The sequence below is a fragment of the Pseudomonas sp. TAE6080 genome (genome assembly GCF_018732265.1).
Lineage (GTDB): Bacteria > Pseudomonadota > Gammaproteobacteria > Pseudomonadales > Pseudomonadaceae > Aquipseudomonas > Aquipseudomonas brenneri.
This window is the reverse complement of the sequence record NZ_JAHIDY010000006.1, coordinates 137,681-157,229: the sequence shown is the minus strand read 5'-3', so window position 1 is coordinate 157,229 and position 19,549 is coordinate 137,681. Positions and strand designations below refer to the sequence as shown.

The window sequence follows — 19,549 nt, the reverse complement described above, 5'->3', positions numbered from 1 at the left end:
GCAGGTCACACCTCTGCCACGGTAAGTCCCGTTACGTCGTAGTCATTGCCAGGACCTATCCCCATCTGGAGATTATCAAGACTGAGCCGCGCCGTGCTTGAGTTGGCCTTGAACGTACCCTGGAGCAAATGCCAGGACGTAGTCGGCAGCGTTACCGGGGATATTTCCTGCCCTTGGGCCACGATGACCAAACGAGGCCTATTAGCCAATTCTGGAATATCCCGGACCCAGGCACTGAACCTATAGGTACGCCCCACTTCCAGCTCGGTGAAGTCCTTGTACAGCTTCACGCGCTGCGTGGCAGGGTCGCTCGTATTGGTATAGCCCCAGTCCTGCAAGTAATGCCCGTTAGGCGATCCAGGCACAGCGCCTGGCTTAATCACCAAATCTGCAGGACTCGTGGCGCCCGGACCTTTATTCCAGCCATTCCAGCCTTTGTCCTCAAGATTGAAGTCTGTATGGTCGTAAAGCGCCTTGCGAAACTGCAGATGCAACGTCGCAAATGCAATCGCATTGCCCAGCACACCACCCACATCAGGCGTCGCCTTGAATGCAACTACCAGGCTGGTTCTATCACGCAGCTTCTCCAGCTCCGCACGCTTGAGCAGTTTCTTCAGTCCACCGGACACTTCACTTTGGGTTACCGGCTCGGCAATGGACACTTTAATGGTGTGAGCGGAGCCATTCTCTGCGATGCCCGTACATTCCAACCAGCCAACCTGCCCCAACAGAATAAACCACCATTTCTCCACCGTGATGTCGGCATCGCCGGCAAAGGTACGCAGATCCAAAATGCCATTTTGAGTAGCACGTGGTGTGGCCTGTTCTACGACCGGCGTTGGCAAGCGCACAGGAACACTGATCGTCAAGTTCAAGTCATCAGAAGTCTGCACCTTGCAAGCATTGCTCACGGTGTATTCAATCTTTACCGTTTTACCAATACTCTCGATCACGGCCTCACGTGGCAGAAAGAAGCGTACCGCTCCAGACGCACTGCCAGGCTGAGAACCCAGTGGCCAGCAACTGCCATTGGGTCTATTCCAACAAACACTGAGGGTGTGATCAGGATTGCTACCTTCATATTCCACCTCGACATGCACACCGTCGCGCCCATTCCAGACGGTCAAGTCGTTACCTACCGCTTCGGTGACTTGGGGGGCGCGCAATATCCAGTGTTCCAGGGCAATGCTGAAGGACTTCGACGGGAATTCGATGGCGCTCGCCCGATCGCACTTGCCATCAAAACTCGCAGCAAAGTGCAGGTCAACGTCACTGCAATCCGCCAGTTTTTTCAACTCATTGCGCAAGATAGCCGTGTCGACACCATTGGCTAGCCAGTGTGCTGTAAGCGGCTCCCCCATCAAGACGTCGAACCGGTAAGGGCTGCCATCTGCAAGCATACCGGTCAGCCACATCCAGCAGCATTGCCCCTCAGCCGCATAGTTCCAGACAGGCACCAATCCTGTTGCGTTACCGGAGAACGTATTGAGGTCTACGACCGGCCCTGTTGCCTGTTCGATACCCGGCGTGCTGAGTTGAGGCCCAAGTACCTTGATCACGCGGTCAGGAGAGTACTGGGGTTGGTAACTGTCAAATTGCAGGCTGTACTTCAGCGTCATCGTTTTGTTGAATAGGGCCGCAATGATCTCGGGCGCAACCTCAAATGACAGACTTGTCTCGCCGGCTTGCACGTCCTTGCACCCAAGCGGCACAGACCCAAGGTCCGGGTCGCTGGCATAAACACAGACATGATCGCCCTCAGTCATACCCTCGTAGGCAACAATGACATGCCCGCCGTTGACGGTATTGGTGGGGTTGACCTGCCAGTGACCGGGGGGCAACTCTACCGACTCCAATAAGTGCGGTGGCGGCAGATCCTGCGCCGAGTCCACCCGTAACAACGAGGTAGTGCGCAGGTGGAAGTCCTGGGCGTTAACCGGGAGCGGATTTTCAATAAGAGGGTCACCCGGCTCAGGAAGCACAGGCGCAGTCTTATCCCAAATCACACCATGGTGGACGGTTATCGCCGAGTAATCCGCCAACCTGGACAGCCAGGCGCGTGACAGAGAGAACCTGAACACATGGCCGGCATGAGCCTCGCTGGCTTGCACCACATGGTCAAACGCAACCCAGATAAAACGGTACGGCGGTATGTGCTGGTTACCCGCGACAATAATAAACAGGCGTTGCCCCTCATATATCAGCGGCCAGGCCTCCACTTCAACGGTTTCATTGATCTTATTGCCAGGCCCGTCAACCAGGTCAGACATGTTCAACGTCAAAGTGCCCCATACCGGTTTGGCGTGTTTAAACACCGGCCTCGATACAACGAGGTGCTCCTCCCGGATCTGTTGAACTTCCAGCTCCAGCACCAGAGATTCCTTAAAGACGCCTCCCTCTACGGCCGTGTACTTGATCAACACCGTATGGCCAATGCAGTAACTGATCAATTGTGCGCGAATATCAACTACATCAATCCCAGGTGCCACAGGAACGGGCTCGAATACCGGCTCGTCCTGCCCCTTTATGGCCATGTAAAAAATGACGTTGGTGGCCCCCGTTGACAGGGTCAGCTTCGCGGTCGTGCCATCAATCGCATCCATGGGGTAAAGCACGCTGTTGTTCGCGGCGTACTGAATGATCGCATAGGGCAATTCTGCTTCAGGCTTTTGCAGTGGGTCGGATACTCCACTGGGCGCTTTGGAAACCGGGGTTTGGGTGGGGATCGGTTTTTTAGCCACGATAGACTCCTGTCCAATGTTAGATAACTGTCGGGCCTGGCCGCGTCGACCAGAAACTCCATTTATCTAACCCTTGGATCAGGAGTCCTGCCTACTGTCAGACTTGACAGTTCGCTTGAAAAACCCCAGCTTTCCCGACCAGCGGGCGGCTCACAACCCCTCCAGTTCCGCCATCAGATCACTCAGCCGATCCACCGTCCCAGCGCTGATTTCATTGGCCGCCAACCCGTCGATGTACGCCGCCAATTCCTCTACCGTGCTGCATTCGAACATCGCCCGCAGCGGTACATCACGCTGCAGGGCTTTCTGCACCCGCGAAGCAATTTGCGTGGCCAGCAACGAATGCCCACCCAGTTCGAAGAAGTTGTCCTGCACCCCAACCTTGTCGACCTTCAGCACCTCGGCCCAGATCGTGGCCAGGGTCTGCTCCAGTTCGCTACGCGGTGCCAGGTAGTCCTGGCTGTGCAACTGGCCGATTTCCAAGGCCGGCAGGGCCTTGCGGTCGAGTTTGCCGTTGGCGTTCAACGGCAGGCGGTCGAGCCACAGCCAGTGCAGTGGCACCATATATTCCGGCAGTTCGGCACGCAGGCGTTGCTTGATACGGTCCAGGCGTTCGCCGGGGTTGAGGCTGGCATCGCTGGCAACCAGATAGCCGACCAAGTGCTTGCCGTTGACACCTTCCTGCACGCCGACCGCAGCATCACGCACCTCGGGCTGCTCATGCAGGCGGGCCTCGATTTCACCCAGTTCGATGCGGTAACCGCGGATCTTCACCTGATGATCGATACGCCCGACGTACTCCAGCACGCCGTCACTGCGCCGACGCGCCAGGTCGCCGGTGCGATACAAGCGCTCCCCCGGAGCACCAAACGGATCCGGCACAAACACCTGGGCGGTACGCAGCGGATCACTGACATAACCACGCCCCACTCCGGTGCCGGCCACGCACAGCTCACCGACCGCACCTTGTGGCACCAGCTCCAGCGCACCATCGAGCAGGTACAAGCGGTTGTTATCCGTCGGGGTACCAATCGGCAGGTAGGTGCCGCGGGTCGAGGCCAGGTCGACACGGAAGAACGCCACGTCATCCGAGCATTCCGCCGGGCCGTAGGCATTGACCAGGCCGATATCCGGGTAGCGCAACAGCCATTGGTGTGCCAGTGCAGGCAACATCGCTTCACCGGTCGGCAACATCCAGCGCAGGCCATCCAGGCTGATGTGGTCCTGGGCGAGCATGCCCTGGATCAGCGACGGCACGCTCTCCAGCACCGTGATGCCCTGGACCTGGACATGGGCCAGCAAACCCTGCGGGTCATGGGCAATGGTGTTGGGCACGATGTCCACCCGCGCGCCGAACAGCGGCGCGGCAAGGAACTGCCACACGGAAATATCAAAACTCTGCGAGGCCGTCTGCGCGATCACATCCTGCTCGCTCAGTTGCAGGTACGGCACCTTGCTCAGTTGGTTGTTGAGCATGCCGCGCTGTTCGACCATCACGCCCTTGGGCAGCCCTGTGGAGCCGGAGGTGTAGATCACATAGGCGAGGTTGTCCGGGGCACTGTAGATCTCCGGGTTGGTGTGCTCACCTGCCAGTTCTTCCCACACCAGCAACTTCGGCCGTGCGCCGCAGGCAAAATCTTCGAGCAATGCCTGCGCCTGTTCACGGCAGGCCTCGGTACACACCAGCAACGGTGTGCGACTCAAGTCGATGATACGGCTCAGGCGCTGGGTCGGCAGACCCGGGTCGAGTGGCAGGTAACCCGCACCGGCCTTGAAGCTGCCGATGATCATGCCCAGCAGATCCAGGCCACGCTCGGCCAGCAGCGCCACCGGCTGATCCGGGCCGACACCCGCCGCGACCAGCGCATGGCCCAGGCGGTTGCTGTGCTGATTCAGATCGGCATAAGTCCATTGCTGGTCCAGGCAACTGGCGGCAATGCGCTGCGGATGCTGCGCCACTTGCTCCTCGAACAGTTCGACGTAGCTGCGTTCCAGCGGGTAGTCATGGGCGCTCTGGTTGCAACCGTCCACCAGGAATTCACGCTCCTGCTCGCCAATCAGCGGCAGGTCGGCCATATCGCCATGGAAGCCCTGCACCAGCGCCAGCAGCAGGCGCTTGAACTCAGCGAGCATGCCTTGCACGGTGGTTTCATCGAAATAACGCTGGTCGTAGGACAGGTGCAACCCCAGGTCATCGCCCGGGTAGCACACGGCTGTCAGCGGGAAGTTGGTGTGGGTGCGGCCCGAGTCCGAGGTGGCGTTCAAGCTTTGCGCACGGTCCAGCACCGAGACTTCCACCGGGGCGTTTTCAAATACAAACAGGCTGTCGAACAGCGGCTGGCCCTTGGGCAGTTCGCTGTGCTCCTGGATCGTCACCAGCGGCAGGTACTCGTATTCGCGCAGTTGCATATTGCTGTCGAGCAAGGTGCTCAACCACTGGCGCACACTGCACGGCTGATCGTCCTCAGGCAACTTGACCCGCAGGGCGATGCTGTTGATGAACAGGCCGACCGTGCGCTGCATGTGCGGCATGTCCACCGGGCGCCCTGCCACAGTGACGCCGAACAGCACGTCACGCTCACCGCTCAAGCGCCGCAACACCAAGGCCCACGCCGCCTGGGCGAAGGTATTCACAGTCAACTGGTGCGCCTGGGCCAGCTCGCGCAATTGCGCACCGTCGCGTACATCCAGACGGGTGTAGCAATCACCCACCACCATGCCGCCGCTATGGCCGGCGTGTTCGCGCATGAATGGTCGGTCGCTCGGAATGGGCGTGGTGCGCTCAAAGCCTTGCAGGTTCTGTTGCCACCACTGCCGCGCCTCGGCCAGGTTCTGGCGTTGCAGCCAGGCAATGTAGTCGCGATAACGTGGCGGCGCTGCCAACTGCGCCTCGCGGCCTTCACCCAATGCCATGTAGATATCGAAGAAGTCATTCATCAACAACGAGCGGCACCAGGCATCGATCAGGATGTGATGGTTGCTCATCATGAACCAGTAGCGGGCTTCGCCGACGCGAATCAGGCGCAGGTGGAACGGCGCCTGGTTGAGCAGATCAAAACCGTCTTCGCGCTCATTTTTCAGCAACGCTTGCAGGCGTGGCTCTTGCTCGGTTTCAGGGACAGTACTCCAGTCCAGATACTCGATGGGCGTGCTGCCGGGCTTGTGGATCACCTGCAACATGTCTTCGCCCACGTTCCAGCAGAACGACGCCCGCAAGGCTTCATGCCGGGCGATCACGGCTTTCCAGGCCAGGGCAAAGCGCTCGGGGTTGAGCTCGCTGTTGATGCGGTAGCGGTCCTGCATGTAGTACAAACCGGTGCCCGGCTCCAGCAGGGTATGCAACAGCAAACCCTCCTGCATCGGCGTCAGCGGGTACACGTCTTCGATGGCGCTGGCCGGCACTGGCAACGCGTCCAGTTGTGGCTGGGTCAGGTGCGCCAGCGGGAAATCGGACGGCGTCAGGCCGCCGGCCTCATCGCTCAGGCAGTGGGCGATCAGGCTCTGCAACTCGCCCAGGTAGGCCTCGGCCAGTTCGCTGATGGTCTGGTGGTCATGGCGCTCACAGCTGAAGGTCCAGCGCAGTACCAACTCGCCGCCGTACACCTGGCTGTCCACACTCAAGGCATTGGGCAGCGGCGCATCCAGATCATGGGCCGGCCCGGCAGACGCTTCCAATGGATGGAACAGCGCCTGGCTATCAAAGCTCTGGTCGAACTGCCCCAGGTAGTTGAAGGTGATCGAAGCGCTCGGCAACGCGGCCATGGCCTGGCGACAAGTACTGTCGGCCAGGTAGCGCAGCACGCCATAACCCAGGCCCTTGTGGGGCACCGCCCGCAGTTGCTCCTTGATCGCCTTGATCGATGCGCCCTGCCCGCTGGCCTCCTCGATATCCAGCGGGGTCAGGCGCAGCGGGTACGCGCTGGTGAACCAACCGACACTGCGGGTCAGGTCGATTTCATCGAACAGGGTTTCGCGGCCGTGGCCTTCCAATTGGATCAGCGTCGACTCGTGCCCGCTCCAGCGGCACAGCACGCGGGCCAGTGCGGTCAGCAGCAGGTCGTTGACCTGGGTGCGATAGGCGCTCGGCGCCTGTTGCAGCAATTGGCGGGTGCGCTCGGCATCCAGGCGCACGCTGACGGTCTGCGCGTCACGATTGCGCAGGCTGCCGTGCGCGCGGTCCACCGGCAGTTCAACCGGCGGGCCGGCCAACTGTTGCTGCCATAGGCTCAGTTCTTCACGCAGGGATTCGCTGCTGGCATAGGCCTGCAAACGCGCGGCCCAGTCGCGTAACGCACTGGTCTTGGCCGGCAGGCTGACGGCCTGGCCGTCGCTCAATTGGCGATAGACGTTTTGCAGGTCTTCAAGCAATACACGCCAGGACACGCCATCCACCACCAGGTGATGGATCGCGATCAGCAAGCGTTGCTGGCCAATCGGCCCGTCCACCAGCAAGGCGCGCAGCAGCGGGCCGTGTTCCAGGTCAAGGCTGCGCTGGGCATCGACGAACAGCGCCTCGCACTGCTGCATATCCGTCACCTGGGCCAGCCACAACACCCCGCCTTCCGGCACCGCCAGATGCTCGGCATTCCATTGCGCGTCGCGCTGGGTGAAGCTCAGGCGCAAGGCGTCGTGGTGCTCCAGCACGGCCAACAGCGCCTGTTCAAGGCGATGCGGGTCCAGAGCCTGCACCGGTGCCAGCAACAAGGCCTGGTTCCAGTGCTGGCGCGCCGGGATGTCGCTGTCGAAGAACCAGTGCTGGATCGGCGTCATCCCCGTGGGACCCGTCAATACACCCTGCTCGGCAGTGATCAGCTCACTGCGCGTGGCCACCGCTGCCAGGGCCTGCACGGTCTGGTGCTGGAACAGGTCGCGCGGGCTGAAGTGAATCCCCGCCTGCCGCGCCCGGCTGACCACCTGGATCGACAGGATCGAATCGCCGCCCAGCTCGAAGAAATTATCGTGCAACCCGACCTGCTGCACGTTGAGCACCGCACACCAGATCGCGGCGAGGCTCAGTTCCAGCTCATTGCTCGGCGCCACGTACTGCTGGCGGTTGGCTTCAGGGTCCGGTTGCGGCAGGGCACGGCGGTCAAGCTTGCCGTTGGCGGTCAGCGGCATGCTGTCCAGCACCATCAGGTGCGTGGGCACCATGTAGTCGGGCAATTGCGCCTTGAGGTGCGTCTTGAGCACCTCGCGCAAGGCTGTGTGATCGCTGGCGTCGCTGACCAGATACGCCGCCAGTTGCTTGCCACTCGGCGCATCCAGGGCCAGGACCACGGCCTCACGGACCGCCTCATGCTCAAGCAGGCAGGTTTCGATCTCGCCCAACTCGATACGGAAACCACGGATTTTCACCTGATGGTCGATCCGCCCCAGGTACTCCACCAGGCCATCGGCGCGTTGGCGCACCAGATCGCCGGTGCGATAGAGCCGCCCGCCATCGGCATACGGGTCAGCCACAAAACGTTCGGCGGTCATGCCCGGACGCTGGTGATAACCCTGGGCCAGGCCCGCACCGCCGACGAATAGCTCGCCAGTGGCACCTTGGGGCACCAGTGCCAAGTCGGCGTCCAGAATATAGGCGACCCGCGCACCGATGATGCTGCCGATCGGCACGCTGCCAGCGCCCTCCTCTAGCACTTCGGGGGCCAGGCTTGCCAGGGGCATGACCACCGTTTCGGTCGGCCCGTAGGCGTTGAAAAACAGCGCCGGCTGGAACGCCGCACGGATACGCGCCAAATGCTCGCCGGTCAGGGCTTCGCCGCCGGTGATGCACATGCGCACCGGCAAGGTCTGGTGTTGCGTGGCGAGCCATTGCGCCAACTGGCTGCCATAGCTTGGGGTAAAGCCGAGGATATTGATGCGATGCTCGCGGATCAGCCCACAGATCTCTTCGGCATCCCATTGGCCCTGGGCCCGCAACACCACCTGCGCGCCACTGAGCAGCGGCACCAGCAGGCGCTCGGTGGCAGCATCAAAGTTGATCGAGTAGAAATGCAGTTCGCAATCGTCAGGGCGCATGCCAAACCGCCCGATCACCGCCTGGCAATGCATGGCGATCTCACCGTGGGACACCACCACGCCCTTGGGCTTGCCGGTGGAACCGGAGGTGTAGATCAGGTACGCCTGATGTTGCGCCAGGCTGATCGCCGGCAGGTCGCTGGCCGGGTAATTGGCGAGCACCGGCAGGTCATCTTCCAGGCACCAGCAACTGACGCTGGCAGGCAGCGTGCCCAGGGCATCGAACATCGCCGCATCGCTGAGCAACAGGCCGATGCCGCTGTCTTCGATCATGTAGTGCAGGCGGTCCAGCGGGTATTCCGGGTCCAGCGGCACATAGGCGCCACCGGCCTTGAGAATCGCCAGCAGGCCGATGACCATTTCCAGGGATCGCGGCAGCGCCAGGCCGACCCGCACCTGCGGGCCAACCCCACGCTCGCGCAGCATCCAGGCCAGGCGATTGGCGCGGCTGTCCAGCTCACGGTAGCTCAGGGTCTGCCCGGCAAAGGTCAGCGCCGGGGCCTCGCCACGGGCCTGGACCTGCTGGCTGAACAGATGATGGATGCACTGGTCGAGACGGTGCTCGCCGGCCTCGATCCCGAGGCTGTCTTGCAGGGCACGCTGTTCATCGATCTGCAGCAGCGCCAGCTCGCTCAAACGCTGCTGCGGATCGGCGATCATCGCCTCCAGCAGGTTGCACCAATGGGCCGCCATGCGTGCAATGCGCGGCTCGTCGAACAGGTCGGTGCTGTAGGTCAGGCAGCAACCCAGGCGATGGTCGAGGTCGGTGACTTCCAGGTTGAGGTCGAACTTGGTGGCACGCGCGTCATTGGCCAGGTATTCGACGGTCATTGCGGCCAGTTGCCGGCTTTGCTGGAACTCCCAGCGCTGCACGTTGCACATCACCTGGAACAACGGGTTATACGCGGCACTGCGCGGCGGTTGCAGGGCTTCCACCAGATGATCGAACGGCAGGTCCTGATGGGACTGGCCCTCGATCACGGTGTGGCGCACGTGCTCAAACAGCTCGCCGACACGCATCTGCCCATCGAGCTGGCAACGCAATACCTGGGTGTTGAGGAAGGCACCGATCAGCCCTTCGCTTTCCGGGCGGATCCGGTTGGCCACTGGCGCGCCGATGCGCAGGTCGGTCTGGCCGCTGTAGCGGTAGAGCAGCGTGGCCAGGGTTGCGGTCATGGTCATGAACAGCGTCAGGCCATGCTCGGCATTGAAGGCGCGAACCCTGGCGGCCAGGTCGGCGCTGAGGTCAAAACGGTACAACTCGCCCTGGTGACTTTGCACTGCCGGGCGTGGCCGATCGCTGGGCAGTTCCAGCAAGGGATGTTCGTTGCCCAGTTGCGCGGTCCAGTAGTCGAGCTGGCGCTGACGCTCACCGGCCTCCAGCCATTGGCGCTGCCACACGCTGTAGTCCAGGTACTGCACTGGCAGGGGTTCGAGCGGCGATTCGCGCTCATCGATAAAGGCTTCGTATAGCGCGCTGAGTTCACGGGCAAAGATGTCCATGGCCCAGCCTTCGGTGACGATATGGTGCAGGGTCAGCACCAGGTAGTGCTCCTGATCGCCAGCCTTGACCAGGCAGGCGCGCAGCAGCGGCCCGGTCTCCAGGTTGAACGGGCTGTGGGCTTCCTGGTCGGCCAGTTGCTGCAAGCGCAGTTGGCGCTCGGCCTCGTTCAGGGCCGAGAAATCCTGCCAGCTCATGCGCACGCTGCTTTGCGCGGCGACTTTCTGCCGGGCTACGCCATCGACACTCGGGAACGTGGTACGCAGGGTTTCATGACGCATGATCAAGGCTTGCAACGCCGCCTCGAAACGCCCCACATCCAGCACCCCGCGCAAGCGCGCCATGCCGCCGACGTTATAGGCCGGGCTGTCCGGCTCCATTTGCCAGAGGAACCACATGCGCTGTTGGGAATAGGACAGCGGCACCGGCTGGCTGCGATCGACCTTGCCAATCGCAGTCTGCTGGTTACGCTGGCCGCTGGCCTGGATCACGCGGACCTGCTCGGCAAAATCACCCAACTCGCTGGCTTCGAACAAGGTGCGCAGCGGCAGCTCCACATCACAGGCCTGGCGCGTGCGGGAGATGATTTGCGTGGCCAGCAGCGAGTGGCCGCCAAGGGCGAAGAAGTCGTCGCGCAGGCCGATGCGCGGCAGGCCCAACACCGTGCGCCAGATCCCGGCGATTTGCTGTTCCAGCGCGGTTTGCGGCTCCACATGTTCACGCACCTGCCACACCGGTTCCGGCAAGGCACGACGATCCACCTTGCCACTGGGGCTCAGCGGCATGACATCGAGTTGTATCAGTTGCGCCGGCACCATGTACTCCGGCAACTCGGCGGCCAGGGCGGCTTTCACGTCCTGCTCATCCTGCTCGCCGCTGGCGGTGTAGTAACCGATCAACTGCGCACCGCCAGCGGTGTCGCGGATCAGCACCACCGCCTGGGCAATGCCGTCCTGGGCCAACAGACGCGCCTCGATTTCTTCCGGTTCGACGCGAAAGCCGCGCAGCTTGACCTGCTGGTCCAGGCGCCCGAGGTACTCCAGCACGCCATCGGCAGCCCAGCGCACGCGGTCGCCGGTGCGGTACAGGCGCGCGCCCGCCGCGCCCAGCGGGTCGGCCACAAAACGCTCGGCCGTCAGCCCCGCACGCCCCAGATAACCGCGCGCCAGACCAATCCCGCCGATGCACAGCTCGCCCGGCACACCCGCCGGCAGCAGGTTGAATTGCGCGTCCAGCACCCGGCAAATCACATTGCCCAGTGGCCGGCCGATCGGCGAGCGTTCACCATCTGCACCCTGGCAATGCCAATGGGTGACGTTGATGGCGGTTTCGGTCGGCCCATAGCGGTTGTGCAACTGCACCGCTGGCCATTGCGCTAGGACCCGATTGCGCAATTCGGCGGGCAAGGCTTCACCACCGGAGAACACCCGGCGCAGGCTGGTGCACTCGGCCGCCAGCGGCTCGTCGACAAACAGCTGCAACAGTGGCGGCACAAAATGCAGGGTGGTGACCCCATGTTCCTGCACCAACTGCGCAATGCGATGGGGGTCACGATGCTCGCCGGGGCCGGCCAGTACCAGGCGGCAACCGGTGATCAGCGGCCAGAAGCATTCCCACACCGACACGTCGAAACTGATCGGTGCCTTTTGCATCAGCACATCGCTTTCATCCAACGAGTAGGTGGCCTGCATCCATTGCAAACGCTCCGCCAGGGCGCCATGGGTGTTGCCCACGCCCTTGGGCTGGCCAGTGGAGCCGGAGGTGTAGATCACATAGGCGAGGTTGTCGGGATCAAGGTGCAGGCCCGGCGCCTGGGTCGGCCAGCTGTCGAGCTTGAGGCTGTCCATGGCGATTACCGACACGCCCTCAGGCGCTGGCAACTGCGCCAGCAGAGAGGTCTGGGTCAGCAGCAATTGCACACCGCTGTCGGCCAGCATGTAGGCCAGGCGGTCGGCCGGGTAGTCCGGGTCCAGCGGCACGTAGGCGCCACCGGCCTTGAGAATTGCCAGCAAGCCGACCAGCAGTTGTGGCGAGCGCTCGGCGGCAATCGCCACGCACACGTCCGGGCCAACGCCTTTATCACGCAGGTAATGGGCCAGGCGGTTGGCCTGGGTGTGCAGTTGGGCAAAGGTCAGGCTGGCGTCCTGCCAGACCAGGGCGGTGCGCTCGTCGTTATGCTGGTTGAGTTGCTCCGGCACCAGACGCTGCGCCGGTGCGCACGGTGCCTCGCTCCAGATACGTTGCTGGGCATGCTCGTTGGCGCTCAGCAGCGGGATATCGCCCAGAGCCTGCTGTGGTTGCGCGCAGACAGCCTGCAACAGGCTGACCAAATGCGCGGCCAGACGCTGGATAGTACTGGCGTCGAACAGTTCGTCGGCATAGTCGAATGACAGGCTCAGGCGCCCATTGCGGTCTTCTTCGCTGTGCAGTTGCAGGTCGAACTTGGCTTCGCGGCTATGCCATGGCAACTCTTGCGCGAGCAGGCCAGGCAGGCGGCGCAAGGCGCTGAGGTCGCGCTGCTGGTGGTTGAACATGACCTGGAACAGGCCCTGTTCGCGAGCCTGCGGGAAAGCTTCCAGCAGTTGTTCGAACGGCAAGTCCTGATGGGCCTGGGCATCGGTGGCCGCCAGGCGTGTCGCCGCCAGCAGCTCGCTGAACGGCAGGTGCGCATCCATCTCGGCGCGCAGCACCAAGGTGTTGATAAAGAAGCCGATCAGGCCCTGGGTTTCGTGACGCCCACGGTTGGCGTTGGGCACGCCGATGCGGATATCGCGCTGGCCGCTGTAGCGGTGCAACAGGCTCTGGAATGCCGCCAGCAACAGCACGAATGGCGTGGCCTGGTGGGCCTGGGCAGTCTGGCGGATGGCTGCGCCGAGGTCCGCATCCAGACGCACGCTGTAGCGCGAAGCGCTGTGCCGTTGCTGGGCCGAACGCGGGTGATCGGTGGCCAGGCTCAGGGTGGGATGTTCGTCACCCAGTTGCTGCTGCCAGTAGGCCAATTGGCGCAGGCCTTCGCCTCCGGCCAGCCATTGGCGCTGCCAACTGCCGTAGTCGGCGTACTGCACGGCCAGGGCTGGCAACTCTAGGGTCTGGCCTTGGGACGCGGCGGCGTAGAGGCGCGAGAATTCATCGATCAATACATTCAGCGACCAGCCGTCAGCGATGATGTGGTGCATCGTCACCAGCAACTGGTGATCCTCATCGTCCAGGCGCACCAGCGTGACCCACAGCAGCGGGCCCTGCTCCAGGTCGAACTGGGTGCGTGCCTCGTCCTCGCGGATCTGTGCGGCGCGGGCCTCACGCTCGGCCACGGGCAGGTCGCGCAGGTCGATGACCTGCACGGCAAACTCGCGCTGGGCATCGACACACTGCATGCCCTGGCCGTCGCGCTCATAAAAACGCGTACGCAGCGCTTCGTGGCGCTGGATCAGTTGCGCGAAGCTTGTGTGCAGCGCGTCTTCATCCAGCTCGCCACGCAGGCGCAATGCACCGGGAATGGTGTAGGCGCTGCTCTGCCGGTCCAACTGCCAGGTGATCCACAGGCGGTTTTGCGCCAGGGATTGCGGCATATCCTGCTGGCGTGACAAGGCGCTGATTGCGCCCTGGGCCACACCACCGTCCTGCTGCAATTGCCCGACGCTGGCGGCAAAGTCGGCCAGCACCGGCGCCTCGAACAACAGGCGCAGATTGAGCTCCAGGCCCAGGCTCTCGCGCAGGCGCGCGACCACCTGGGTGGCACTGATGGAGTTGCCGCCGAGCAAGAAGAAGTGATCATCGCCAGCCACCTGTTCCACCTGCAACTGCTCACACCAGATCGCGGCGATCTGCTGTTGCAGCCCTGACGCCAAGGCCTCATCACCCGCCTGCACCTGCTGGTCGGGGAACTGCGCGTAGCTGTCGAGGCTGCCATCGGCCAGGCGAGTGCGGCAAGCCGAACGCTGGACCTTGCCACTGGAGGTTTTCGGCAGCGCGCCGGGGTTAAGCAGCACCACCACGCACGGCGCCTCTTGATAGGCCTCGGCCACCGCCTGGCGGATGGCCTTGATCAGGGCTTCGGGCGGCAGGATCTTCTGCACGCTGCGGCTGATCTCTGCGGCAATGCCAATCCCTTCCAGGCCCTGGTCATTCACCGCAAACGCCGCGACACGACCCTTGCGCACCACTTCCACTTCGCACTCGACGGTTTGCTCGATGTCTTGCGGGTACAGGTTGTGGCCACGCACGATCAACAGGTCCTTGAGGCGCCCGGTGATATACACCTCACCGTCACGCATAAAACCCAGGTCTCCGGTGCGCAGCCAGGTGCGACCGGCATGCTGCACGAAGGTCTTGGCGGTGGCTTCGGGGTTGCGCCAGTAGCCGTGGGCAATGCTCGGGCCGGTGGCCCAGATTTCGCCGACGTAGTTGTCGTCCAGTTCAGCCAGGGTATGGGGCTCGACGATCAGCACCCCGTGCTCGGGCTGGCTGGTGCCGCAACTCATGATCGCACTGCCCTGCCCAGGCTTCGCCCGGTTGGCGGCCAACGCCTGTTCGTCCAGGCGCAAGGCCGGAATGCCCTGGCCACGGGTGCCGCCGGCGACAAACAGAGTCGCCTCGGCCAGGCCATAGGAGGCAAAGAAGTTGTTCGGGGTGAAGCCGCAGCCTGCGAATTTCTCGGCGAAACGCTCCAGGGTGTCCAGGCGAATCGGCTCGGAGCCGGAATAAGCCACGCGCCAATGACTCAGGTCGAGGCGCGCAAGGGCCGAGTCGCTGACCCGCTCGCTGCACAGGCGGTAGGCGAAGTCCGGGCCACCGCTGATGGTCCCGCGGTATTGGCTGATTGCTTCCAGCCAGCGCAAGGGCCGGCCGAGGAAGTACGCCGGCGACATCAGCACGCACGGCACGCCACTGAAGATCGGTTGCAGCAGGCCGCCAATCAGGCCCATGTCGTGGTACAGCGGCAGCCAGCTGACAATCACGTCATCGGGGTTGAGGTCGATGCCAAAGCCACGGCGGATCAGCAGTTCGTTGGCCACCAGGTTGCCGTGAGTGACTTGCACACCCTTGGGCAAGGCGGTGGAACCGGAGGTGTATTGCAGGAAGGCGATATCGTCATCCTGCAGGTTTGGCGTGGCCCAGCCTGCGGCAATGTCACTGTGCAGCTCATCCACGCAGAGCAAGGGCGGCGCTTCCTGGATCTGCCCCAGCGAGTCGCGCAAACCGCTGCTGGTCAGCAACAGCCTTGGCTCGGCATCGGCAATGATCGACAGCAACCGCTCCTGGTGATGGCGACGGGTCGACTCCGGCGGATAGGCCGGTACCGCGATGACCCCGGCGTACAGGCAGCCAAAAAACGCCGCGACATAGTCCGGCCCGCTGGGGAACAGCAGCACCGCACGCTCGCCCAGCCCGGCCGAGGCCTGCAGGGCGGCGGCGATGGTGCGGGCGCGCAGGTCCAGGTCACGGTAGCTGAGCACTACGGTGTCGTCGGCAGACTCGGCCAGAAAGCGCAGGGCCACTTGATCCGGGGTCTGCGCGGCACGGCGCTGGAGGGACTGGACCAGAGTGCGGGGAAGTTCGAAGGCGTCCATCATGAGGGGTTCCTGCCTGAAATCGGCTTACGGGGAAATCGGGGATAGAGGGCGTGGGCGCGTGGCGACGTGTTCAGCCGGTCGCCAGGGCCGCTCGTCGCGCAGCACCATGGTGCCAGCGGGTCGATGTGCTCATCTCAGACCACCCTTGCCTGGAACGCTGGGTTCTCGCGATACAAACGCATGTCGTCCTCCTCCGGGTGCAAATCCTTGGCCAGCGTGCTGGCTGGCCTGTCACCAATGAGAACGGATGGCCCGACAAAATAATTAGTCAGCAGGCCCAGGCCCACACACAAAGAGAAGCGCCTCACAATTTATATTTCGGAATAAGATTAATCCCACTTCTCATTTGACAATCATTATCATTAAGAATAATTTGTTGCCCGATATGTAGGAGGCCTCAGCAAGGATGCCCTCCACTAAAACCTTATTGCAGCAAGGTGATTTCCATGACGGAACAAGTATCCACAAGCAGGTGCGATTCACCGTTACTCCAGGCGTTTGTCGATAATCGACTGATCCTGGTCAAGATCGCGGCGCGCATTACCGGCTGCCGTTCCCGCGCCGAAGACGTGGTGCAGGACGCCTACTTCAGACTGCAATCGGCACCGCAGATCACCTCGTCGTTCAAGGCGCAACTGAGCTATCTGTTCCAGATCGTGCGCAACCTGGCTATCGACCACTACCGTAAACAGGCCCTGGAACTGAAGTACTCCGGGACGGAAGAGGAAGGCTTGAATGTGGTTATTCATGGCGCTTCACCCGAAACCTCGCATATCAATTTTTCCACCCTGGAAAACATCGCCGACGCCCTGACCGAGTTGCCCCAGCGCACGCGCTACGCGTTCGAGATGTACCGCCTGCATGGCGTGCCGCAGAAGGACATTGCCAAGGAACTGGGCGTGTCGCCGACCCTGGTCAACTTCATGATCCGCGATGCGTTGGTGCACTGCCGTAAGGTTTCGGGGACGCATAGCGATACCTTTGCCCGACGCGTCTGAGCACCCCGCAATTGCAATCACGGGTGAGCTTGTGTGGGAGCGGACTTGCTCGCTCCCACACATTTGATATTCGTTGCCCTGTAGCGCTCAGACCAACCCACACCGCTCAAAAAACCGCTCCCGCCCCAGGATCATCAGCGCCGCACGCTTGTGGGGGAAATCGAATTCCTTCTCGCAGTGGAAACACTGGTTCTGCATATGCCCGATCATCTTCGCATTGTCGGCTCGCGGTTCCGCCACCACGCGTTGGGTGCGCGGGTCGTCGAGGAACAGGTAGTGCACCAGCGCCGACAGCCAACTGGCAACCTTGTGCGGCCCACGGTGATGCTCCTCCCCCACCAGCATATGGATACCCCGGTCGTAATCGTCCGCATCATAGAACGGCGCGATGCGGTCCTCCTTGGCCCAATAGGCCTCGAAATAGGCAAAGGGTTCATCGTCGAGACAGCCGATCAGCGTCAGGGTATGCGGGTCGGCGTCCAGCTTCGTCAGGTAGTCGCGATGCTGCTCCAGGCTGCCGCTTTCCTGCCAGAAGTTGGCGACACGCGCGCTGTTCTGCCAGCGATTGAAGCGCGCCAGGTCGACATCGATCTCCAGCGTGCGCAGTGAGATCCACGCACCCAGGCGTGCATCGAAGCGTCGATAGACTTCACCGCGCGGCTTGGGCGCACGCACCGGATGGCGCTTGCCGTTGCTGATAATCATCTGCTGCGGATAGGCATCATTCAACGGCTGGCCCAACCACGGCTGCGGCAATTGCCAGAACAAGGTGCGCTCGCAACGCAACTGCCCCGCCACGTCGGTGGCCAGCAGCAGGCCGCTGCGCAGGGCATCGTCAGGGGTGTGCTCCAGGTGCCAGGTCAGTTGCTGGCGCTCGGGTTCCCGGGCAAACAGCCAGTAACACGCTGCCCACAAGGCTTGCACCGAAGGAACCTCAGCGGGGTTTTGCAGATGCACGTCCAGTGCATCGCCGCGCGCCAGGCGCAGGCGCACCAACGGCTGGCCTGCAAGGGTCAGGGTCAGGCGGCTATCGCTTTCGTCTGCGTTCAGGGTGGGCCCTGCCGGAAGTGGCAGGACTGACAAATCATTGGGATTAGGCATGGAAGGGGCTCACGGTAATCATCGACAGTTAGACGAAGTGACGTGAACCAACAGCAAAAATTTAAGCGCCGTTACCGGGATCAGGGCGCATCCGCTACCGGCAGCACATCGATGCGGTACGGTTCGAAGATCTTCAGCAACTCGCCACTGTCGCGCAGGCCCTTGAGCAACTCGGCAAACGCCGGGCCACTGATCGCTGCCTTGGGCCGCAGCAATGCGTAGTGGTGGTAGACCTGGTCAATGCGTTCGGACACCAGGAACTGCCCGGCAGTGTCGGCATTGCGCACCATGAAGTCGCTGAGGTAGGAGCGCGTCACCAGGGCGATATCCGCACGGCCACGGGTCACCATCAGCAAGTTGCTGTCATGGGAATAGGTCAACGTGGCATTGAACTGCGCGGCCATGGCCTTGGGGTCGGGGTTGAAGTTGGCAAAGGCGTAGTGATAACCGCTGAACACCGCCAGGCGCTTGCCCTTGAGCTCGGCGAAATACCCCTGGTCGCGACCGGGCTGGCGCTGGGCGACAAAAATCTCGGCGTCCTCCAGGCCCATGTCGACGCTGGTATGGGGAATATCCTGCCACCCCCACTGCGGGTTCTCGAAGATGGCCATGTCGACCCGGCCTTGTTCGAAATCACGAAAACGCCGGGGGATGGACGTCGGCACCAGCACGAACTGGTAATCGGTCTGCGTACGATTCAGCGCCTCCAGCAGTTGCGGCAGCAATCCGGTGTCGGCGCCCTGCTCCGGACGCACGGTGTACGGCGGAAAATGCGCGGCACCGATCCGCACCAACTGGGCCGCCGAAACTTGCGCCTGCCACAGGGTGCCCATTGCCAATACTGTAAGTCCCGCAGCCAGCCGCAATGGCGAAAACATCAGGCACGCACCGTTCAAATCTGAATCTCGCTAAGCTAGGCGTTTTTGTCTGGAGAGACAACTTTCGGCCCGACAATAAATGGCTTGCGCTCCAGGCCTAATCAGCCTTGAGAACCATCAGCAACGCCTCATCGGCCAATTGTTCGAGGGTCATGCTGCCCTGGGCGCGGAACCAGGTCGTGGTCCAGGACAACGCCCCGGTCAGAAAACGCCGGGTGATAAACACATCGCCCTTGATATAACCCGCCTGCTTGGCCTCACCCAGCACCTGCAGCCAGATATCTTCGTAGACATCACGCAACGCCAGCACCTGGGCCTGCCCTTCTGCCGACAGCGAACGCCATTCATACACCAGCACGGCCATGGCTTCGCCGCTGCCGCCCATGATCGACTGCAACTCACAGCGAATCAGCGCCAGCACCCGCTCGCGCACGTTGCTCGCTTCGGCCAGGGAGGCGTGCATCAGCGCGGTGTTGTAATGGATGGTTTCTTCCATCACCGCCCGCAGGATTTCGTCCTTGCTCTTGAAGTGATGAAAGATGCTGCCGGACTGGATCCCCACAGCACTGGCCAGGTCACGCACGGTAGTGCGTTCAAAGCCCTTGTTGCGAAACAGGTGAGCCGCGGTCTGCAGCAGCTTGCCCCGGGCGCTGTCGGGGTCGGTCAGTTGCCCGCCGTCCACCATGGTGCGCATCACCTCCAGGGCTTTTTGCTCATCCATGCTGCTCTCCTCAAC

Annotated in this window: 6 protein-coding genes; 1 reads left to right on the top strand and 5 read right to left on the bottom strand. The window is 62.3% G+C overall.

Annotated features, from left to right (window positions below):
- Positions 1-5 precede the first annotated feature (5 nt).
- Positions 6-2,741 carry a carbohydrate binding domain-containing protein gene (locus KL786_RS07105; protein ID WP_215517147.1) on the bottom strand — a complete coding sequence of 912 codons (2,736 nt, stop codon included), beginning with the start codon at positions 2,739-2,741 and terminating at the stop codon, positions 6-8.
- Positions 2,742-2,891: 150 nt separating this feature from the next.
- Entirely contained in the window at positions 2,892-15,836 is a 12,945-nt protein-coding gene (locus KL786_RS07100) for a non-ribosomal peptide synthetase (protein ID WP_215517146.1), read from the bottom strand.
- 446 nt (positions 15,837-16,282) lie between these two features.
- On the opposite strand from KL786_RS07100, the gene KL786_RS07095 reads away from it, so the two are divergent.
- Positions 16,283-16,834: an RNA polymerase factor sigma-70 gene (locus KL786_RS07095; RefSeq protein WP_029298131.1), complete on the top strand. Its 552-nt coding sequence runs from the start codon at positions 16,283-16,285 to the stop codon at positions 16,832-16,834.
- Between the two features lie 87 nt (positions 16,835-16,921).
- Here the strand turns inward: KL786_RS07095 and KL786_RS07090 are convergent, their stop codons facing one another.
- The 3 genes from KL786_RS07090 to KL786_RS07080 all read right to left on the bottom strand — a co-directional run bounded on the left by KL786_RS07090 (position 16,922) and on the right by KL786_RS07080 (position 19,534).
- Positions 16,922-17,935 carry a GNAT family N-acetyltransferase gene (locus KL786_RS07090; RefSeq protein WP_215517145.1) on the bottom strand — a complete coding sequence of 338 codons (1,014 nt, stop codon included), beginning with the start codon at positions 17,933-17,935 and terminating at the stop codon, positions 16,922-16,924.
- Positions 17,936-18,015: 80 nt separating this feature from the next.
- Entirely contained in the window at positions 18,016-18,813 is a 798-nt protein-coding gene (locus KL786_RS07085; protein ID WP_215517144.1) for a substrate-binding periplasmic protein, read from the bottom strand.
- A gap of 97 nt (positions 18,814-18,910) precedes the next feature.
- Positions 18,911-19,534: a TetR/AcrR family transcriptional regulator gene (locus KL786_RS07080; RefSeq protein ID WP_032862762.1), complete on the bottom strand. Its 624-nt coding sequence runs from the start codon at positions 19,532-19,534 to the stop codon at positions 18,911-18,913.
- Positions 19,535-19,549 lie beyond the last annotated feature (15 nt).